Source organism: Devosia sp. (assembly GCF_034675085.1).
GTDB lineage: Bacteria > Pseudomonadota > Alphaproteobacteria > Rhizobiales > Devosiaceae > Devosia.
On the sequence record NZ_JAUCDN010000177.1, the window covers coordinates 1 to 7,100 of the forward strand.

General features: G+C 66.5%; 7 protein-coding genes. 6 read left to right on the plus strand and 1 reads right to left on the minus strand.

The window, feature by feature from the left end:
* Nucleotides 1-386, minus strand: a 386-nt coding sequence (locus tag VDP82_RS11760) for a hypothetical protein (RefSeq protein WP_323015038.1), incomplete at its 3' end; no start/stop codon positions are given.
* 135 nt (nucleotides 387-521) lie between these two features.
* On the opposite strand from VDP82_RS11760, the gene VDP82_RS11765 reads away from it, so the two are divergent.
* The 6 genes from VDP82_RS11765 to VDP82_RS11790 all read left to right on the plus strand — a co-directional run.
* Nucleotides 522-1,865, plus strand: a complete 1,344-nt coding sequence (locus tag VDP82_RS11765; protein WP_323015039.1) for an amidohydrolase — start codon at nucleotides 522-524, stop codon at nucleotides 1,863-1,865.
* Between the two features lies 1 nt (nucleotide 1,866).
* On the plus strand, nucleotides 1,867-2,814 hold the full coding sequence (locus tag VDP82_RS11770; protein ID WP_323015040.1) for a nucleoside hydrolase: 948 nt from the start codon (nucleotides 1,867-1,869) through the stop codon (nucleotides 2,812-2,814).
* A gap of 35 nt (nucleotides 2,815-2,849) precedes the next feature.
* The gene (locus tag VDP82_RS11775) at nucleotides 2,850-3,899 is read left to right on the plus strand and encodes a BMP family lipoprotein (protein WP_323015041.1); all 1,050 of its coding nucleotides are present in this window, start codon (nucleotides 2,850-2,852) and stop codon (nucleotides 3,897-3,899) included.
* 51 nt (nucleotides 3,900-3,950) lie between these two features.
* Entirely contained in the window at nucleotides 3,951-5,495 is a 1,545-nt protein-coding gene (locus VDP82_RS11780) for an ABC transporter ATP-binding protein (RefSeq protein WP_323015042.1), read from the plus strand.
* Entirely contained in the window at nucleotides 5,492-6,589 is a 1,098-nt protein-coding gene (locus VDP82_RS11785; RefSeq protein ID WP_323015043.1) for an ABC transporter permease, read from the plus strand. Before VDP82_RS11780 ends, VDP82_RS11785 begins: the two co-directional genes overlap by 4 nt.
* Nucleotides 6,586-7,100, plus strand: a 515-nt coding sequence (locus tag VDP82_RS11790) for an ABC transporter permease subunit (RefSeq protein ID WP_416347108.1), incomplete at its 3' end; no start/stop codon positions are given. The genes VDP82_RS11785 and VDP82_RS11790, both read left to right, overlap by 4 nt.

Below are 7,100 nucleotides of genomic sequence, written 5' to 3' on the forward strand. Positions count from 1 at the left end.
CGGCTCATGGCGCGGGTGAACACGAACCCCTCTCCATGCAGGGTGAAGCCCAGTTGCGTGCCGGGGAATTCCACGTTTCCGCCCAGCACCAGGGCGCCGGTCTCGCTTTCCAGCCCCACCGCCCCGACATGGAAGTTGGAGATGTGCGGCCGCGCGCCTTCCTTGGCCAGCTCCAGCAGCACCAGCATCAGCTCGCGCACCGAGTTCAACTCGAATCGGCGCACCATCGCCTCCACCGCGTCGCGGGGGATGACGCCGCCCGCCCGCGGCCCGGCGGCGGCCAGCGCCTCCCGTGCCGCCTGCCGCACCTGGCGGCGGGTTTCCGGCCCGATCCGGGCGAGGCGTTCGGGAATGGCCGGATCGGCGGTGAAGGGGTTGAGGCTCATGCGCTTCCTGCCGGATTGGGCAGCGACGGTCACGCCGCTGTTGAGAGGGCCCGCCTGCTGCCCGATTGCATTTGACAATGGCTTTGAAACTGGCGTTAGATCGCTATGTAAAGCGCTTTACTAACGGCAGGTCAAATGGGTTCTGCACTTCTCCGCGACGCGATCATCCTCACGGTCGATGGTGACGACACCGTTTTTCCTTCCGGCTGGGTCGCCATGGCCGACGGGCGCATCGCCGGGGTCGGGCCGATGGAAACCTGCCCCGATGAGGCTGGTTTCGACGAGGTGAGGTCGCTGCCCGGCCATGTGGTCATGCCGGGCCTGGTCAATGCGCATACCCATTCGGCCATGATCCTGTTTCGCGGCCGCTCCGAGGGGCAGAGCCTGCTGACCATGGAGGGCTGGTACAATTCCATTCGCGAGCCCGAGCTTTCCCTGATCGCCAGCGATATCGGCCCCGCCGTGGCGCTGTCCTGCGCCGAGATGGCGCTTTCGGGCACCACCACGTTCTGCGAGCAGTATTTCTTCGCCGATGAGATCGCCGCCGCCGTGGGGGACGCGGGCCTGCGCGCCGTCATCGCCTATGGCATCGTGCAATTGGGCGACGAGGCGCGGGGCGACGAAGAGCTGCGCAATGCCGCCGCCTTCATCGAGCGCCAGCGTTCGCCCGACGGGCGCATCGTCCCCTGGTTCGGCCCCCACGCGCCCTATGTCGACAATTCCGAGCAATTGCTGCGCGCCGAGGTCGATCTGGCGGTCAAATATGGCTGCGGCATGCATCTGCATATGGCCGCCGGCCCCGAGGACAATGAAGAGACCCTGTCGCGCTACGGGCTTACCGCCACCCAGGCGCTGGCTCGCGACGGTTTCTTCGCCGGCCGCGTCCATGCCGCCCATTGCCTCGATCTGTCCGAGGACGACATTGCCATCTTCGCTGCTGCCCCTGCGGCGTCGGTGGCCTATTGCGCCACGGCCGGCCTGCGCTCGGGCCGCGAGGGCATGTGCCCGGCCGTGGCGCTGCGTTCCGCCGGTGTGGTCGTGGCGCTGGGCACCGACAATGTCGCGGCCAACAATGCCTATGACATGATCGCCGAAATGCGCGTCGCCGGGCTCGTGGCTTCGCATCGCGAGGAAAGGGCCCAGCCCATTTCAAGCCGTGAGCTGGTGCGTATGGCCACTATCGATGGTGCCCGCGCCCTGGGGCTCGATCACGAGATCGGCTCGCTCGAAGCCGGCAAGGCCGCCGACATCATTGCGGTGGATATTTCCGGCCCCGGCTATTCGGAAACCCCTGACATCGAGACGCTTCTGGTCTATTCCGGCAGCGGCCGCGACGTCCGGCACCTCTGGGTCGGCGGTGAGCAGCTGGTGGAAGACCGCCGGCTGACGCGGCGCCCTTTCAACGACATCAAAAAAGATTACTCCATGACCTATCAAGATTTCTGGGCCCGCGTCGCTGCCGCGCGCAAGGTGGCCTGACATGGCGCGCAAGCTTATCCTGGATACCGATGGCGGCGTTGACGACGCCCAGGCCCTGCTGATGCTGATCGGGGCGGGCCGCACGCCCCACGCCATCACCACGGTTTTCGGCAATGTCGGGCTCGATGCGGCCACCCGCAACATGCTCACCGTACTGGCCGTCGCCGGCCTGCCCGAAGTGCCGGTGCACAAGGGCGCCGACCGCCCGCTCACCCAGCCCATCATCGACGCCAAATATATCCATGGTGAGGATGGGCTCGGCGGCGCGCCGCGCCCCGCCGCCATTCCCGCTCCGGCCAGCGATGATGGCGTGGGCTACCTCATCGACAGCTTCCGCGCCGCCGCCGCAGCCGGCGAGAAGATCGACCTGCTGATGATCGGGCCGCTGACCAATCTGGCCCTGGCCCTGCGTCTGGCGCCCGATATCACCGCCGGCATCGGCCAGCTCACCATCATGGGCGCCACTGTCTATGGCCGGGGCAACACCACCCCCGCTGCCGAATTCAACATCTATGCCGATCCCGAGGCCGCCTCGGTGGTCTTCGGCGCCGATATCGAAACCCTGGTCGCGCCGTGGGAACCCTGCGTTTCCCATTTCATGACCGGCGCCGAGGTCGATGCGCTGCTGGCCGACATTCCCGACAGCCCGCAAAAGCAGTTCTCGGCGGCCCTGGTCGATCACGCTCGCAAGACCACGCTGGGCTATGGCGGCCCCGACCATTTCCGCTTCGTCGATCCGCTGGCCATCGCCGCCGTCATCGAGCCCGATATCGTCACCAAGTCGGTGACCGCTTCGGTCGATGTGGCGCTCGCCCCCGGCATCACCCGCGGTATGACCGTGGTCGATCCGTCCGGGCGTCTGGGAACGCCCAGGGTCACCCTCATCGAAGAGGCCAAGATCGACCGTCTGGTCGCCCTTTACCGGGCTTCCGTTGCCTACCGCCCATAAGTCTGACTGCTGAAAAACCACGAGGAGTGCCGTCAATGACCATGTTCAAACTCAATCGCCGCGCCTTTGCCGGCCTCTTCACCGCCGGCCTTCTGGCCACGGTATCCGCCGGCGCCGTCATGGCGCAGGACTATTCCGCCGAAAACCCGCTCAAGGTGGCGCTGGTCGTGCACGGCACGCTGGGCGACAAGAGCTTCCTCGACAGCGCCGCGGCGGGGCTGGCGCGGGCCGAGGCCGAGCTGCCGGTCGATGTCACCGTCATCGAGGCCGGTATCGATCGCGGCCGCTGGCAGCCGGCCCTGGCCGATGCCACCGATCAGGGTTTCGACGTGGTCATCGCCGGCACCTGGGAAATGACCGGCTTCATGGCCGAGCTGGCCCCCGATTATCCGGACACCAAGTTCATCATCTTCGATGACGCGCCCGATTTCTCCGCCGGCAATCTCGGCAATATCCTGGCCATCAACTACCGCGTCTCCACTGCGGCCTATCTGGCCGGCTATGCCGCCGCCAAGATCAGCCAGACCGGCAAGATCGGCGAAATCCTGGGCGTCGAAGGCGCCACCATCCTCGAATTCGCCGTGGGCTTCGAGCAGGGCGCCCGCGCCGCCAACCCCGATGTGGAGTTGACCCGCGCCGTCGCCGGCACCTTCACCGATCCGGCCAAGGGCAAGGAGCTGGCTCTGGCCCAGTTCGCCCAGGGCGTGGATATCGTCTTCCCCATCGCCGGCGGCACCGGCATCGGCGCGCTCCAGGCCGCCCGTGACGAAGGCAAGCTGGCCGTGGGCGTCGACAGCGATCAGGCGCTGATCTTCGAGGCCACCGACCCGGCCCAGGCCGATGTCATCTTCACCTCGGTGGAAAAGAAGGTCGGCGATTCCCTCTACACCGCCCTGGTGCAGACGCTGGACGGCACCGCCCCCTATGGCACCAACCTGCTGCTCGGCCTGGCCGATGGCGCGGTCGGCATCGCCAAGAACAGCTATTACGAAAAGCTGGTCCCGGCCGAGGTGCGCGCCGAGGTGGATGCGCAGGAAGCCAAGATCATCTCCGGCGAGATCGCCGTCGAAACCGCGATGAAGTAAGCCTGCGTGGCCCCGCTCCGGCGGGGCCGCATCTTTTCCTGAGGATATGCGATGGCGCCCCTGCTCGAAGCCATTTCCATCGGCAAGACCTATCCGGGCGGCACGCGCGCCAATGACGGGGTGGAATTATCCGTCGCGCCCGGCGAGGTCCATGCCGTTGTGGGCGAAAACGGCGCCGGCAAGTCCACGCTGATGAAGATCCTGTTCGGCATCGAGCAGCCCGATAGCGGCCAATTGCGCCTCGAGGGGCGTCCCGTCTCCTTTGCCAACCCCCGCGAAGCCATCGACCACGGCATCGGCATGGTGTTCCAGCATTTTTCGCTGGTGCCGTCTTTTTCGGTCTATGAAAACGTCGTGCTCGGCTCCGAGCCGCGCAAGGGCATCCGCTTCGATCGCGAAAAGGCCATCGCCGAGGTGCGCGCGCTCTCGGAAAAATTCCGTCTTGCCGTCGATCCGCTTCCCCCCGTGGGCGAATTGCCGGTCGGCCAGCAGCAGCGCGTCGAAATCCTCAAGGCGCTCTACCGCGACGCCCGCATTCTCATTCTCGACGAACCCACCGCCGTGCTCGCCCCCCAGGAGGTGGAAGAGCTGTTCGTCGCCATCCGCGCGCTGGTGGCGCAGGGGCGCACTGTCATTTTCATCGCCCACAAGCTGCCCGAAGTGCTGGAGATTTCCGACCGCATCACCGTCATGCGCGCCGGCCGCACTGTCGGCTCGGTCAAGGCCAGCGAGGTGACCGAAGAGAGCCTGGCCACCATGATGGTGGGCCGCGAGATCACCCTGCGCGTCGAGCGCGCCCCCGCGCGCGGCGATGTCGCCTGCGAAGTGCGCTCCCTGGCCATCGCCAACGATTTGGGCGCCACCATTGCCCAGGGTCTCGACCTCAAGGTGCATTCCGGCGAAATCCTCGGCCTTGTCGGCGTCGAGGGCAACGGCCAGGCCGAATTGCTTGAGGCCATTGCCGGCCTGCGGCCCATCGCCGGCGGCGAGGTGACCCTTTATGGCGAAAGCCTGGGCGGGCTCTCCATCCTGCAACGGCGCGAAAAGGGCCTTGCCAGCATTCCCGAGGACCGGCTGGTGCGCGGGCTCGCCGCCGGCTCGACCATTGCCGAAAATCTTGTCGCCACGCGGCTGGCCGATAGGCGGTTCGTGCGCAAGGGCCTGCTCGATCTCAAGGCCGTAAAGGCCCATGCTCAGGCGCTGATCGAGCGCTTCTCCATCCGCGCCGGCGGTCCCGGCTTTGCCGTGGCCACGCTTTCGGGCGGCAATATGCAGAAGGTGGTTGTGGCGCGCGAGCTTTCCGAACAGCCCCGGCTGCTTCTGGTCAACCAGCCCACGCGCGGCGTCGATCTGGGCGCCACCCAGTTCATCTGGAAGTCGCTCACCCAGGCGCGCGATGGCGGCGCCGCGGTGCTGCTCAGCTCCGCCGATCTGTCCGAGCTGCTGGCTCTGTCCGACCGGCTCGTGGTGTTCTATCGCGGCCGCATCGTCGCCGCCTTCCACAATAGCGACGAGCTGACGCCCGAAACGCTGGGCACCTATATGCTCGGCCTCGACACCCAGGAACCCGAAGTCATGCGGGCAGCGCTGAAATGAGCCTTTTTTCCTCCCCCCGCTTCGCCGCCATTGCGCGCGAAACCGGGCGCGCCCTCACCGCCGTGGTCATTGCGCTGGCGGTGGCGCTGGTCGTCATTTTCGCCACCTCCGCCGATCCGGGCGCGGCCTTCCGCACCCTGCTCACCGCGCCGCTTTCTTCAAACCGCACCATCGGGCTGTGGATCGACGACGTTGCCAAATTGACCCTGACCGGGCTGGCCTTCAGCCTCGTTTTTCAGGCGCGGCAATTTTCCATGGGCGTGCAGGGCCAGGTCTATATGGGCGGGCTCTGCGCCGCCCTGGTCGCCATGTCGCCCCTCGGGGTGACACCCCTTGCCATTCCGGCCGCCATGCTCGCCGCCATGCTGGCGGGCGCCGCCTATGGCTTTATTCCCGGCTATGCCAAGGCGCGGTTCGGGGCCAGCGAGATCGTGTCCTCGCTGATGCTCAACTATATCGCCATCCTGGTGGTCAACTATCTCATCCGCGCCCATCTGGCTCCTGCAGGCACCGGCCAGTTGATGACGGCGAAATTCCCCGAAGCCGCCATCTTCCCCGCCATCGTTCCCGGCACGCGCTTCGATCTGGGCATCGTGGTGGCGCTGGTCGCCACGGCACTGGTCTGGTTCCTGCTCTATCGCACCAGCTGGGGGCTCAAGCTGCGGCTGGTCGGGCACAATCCGAAATTCGCCGAATATGCCGGCATTCGCTCCGGCGTCATCATGGTTTCGGCCATGACGGTGGCCGGCGCCTTTGGCGGCCTGCTCGGCGCCGTCTTCGTGCAGGGCCGCGCCTTCGGCAATCTGGCGCAGAATTTTGACGGCAATCTTGCCTTCGAAGGCATTCTCATCGCCATCGTCGCCCGCTCCCGCCCGCTGGCGGTGCCCTTCGTGGCGCTGGCCTATGGCTATCTGCGCCAGGGCGCCCAGCTCATGGGCCTGCGCACCGACGTGCCCACCGAGATGATTTCGGTGGTGCAGGCCATCATCATCCTTTTGGTTGCGTCTTCCTTCACCCTGCCGGGCCGGGCCGCGCTCGCCCGCCTTCTGGGCCGCGCGCCCAGGGCTACCCCCGCGCCGGAGGCCGCCAAATGATCGACTTGCTGATGACGGTCCTGTCGGCCACCTTTTTCGTCACCGTGATCCGCACGACCACGCCCCTGCTGTTCGCCACCATGGGCGGGCTGATTTCCGACCTGTCGGGCGCGCTCAACGTGGCGCTCGAAGGCATGATGCTCATTGCCGCGCTCACCGCCGTCATCGTCTCGGTCTATGCGCCCTGGTATGTGGCGGTGCTGTCCGGCCTCTGTGCCGGGGCCATGCTGGGCGCGCTGATGGCGCTGTTCCATTTGCGCTTCAAGGCCGACATCATCCTGGTCGGCTTTGCCGTCAACATCCTGGCCACGGGCGGCACGGTCTTCGCGCTCTCCCGGGCGACGGGCGGCGACAAGGGCACCTCAATCAACCTGCCCTCCAAGGCGGTGCCTTCGGTCAATCTCCCCTTCCTCGAAGCCATTCCCGTGGTCGGCCCCACGCTCACGAGCCTGCTCTCGGGCCATTCGCTGCTCTCCTGGCTGGCCGTGCTTACCGTCTTCGGCGTCTGGTT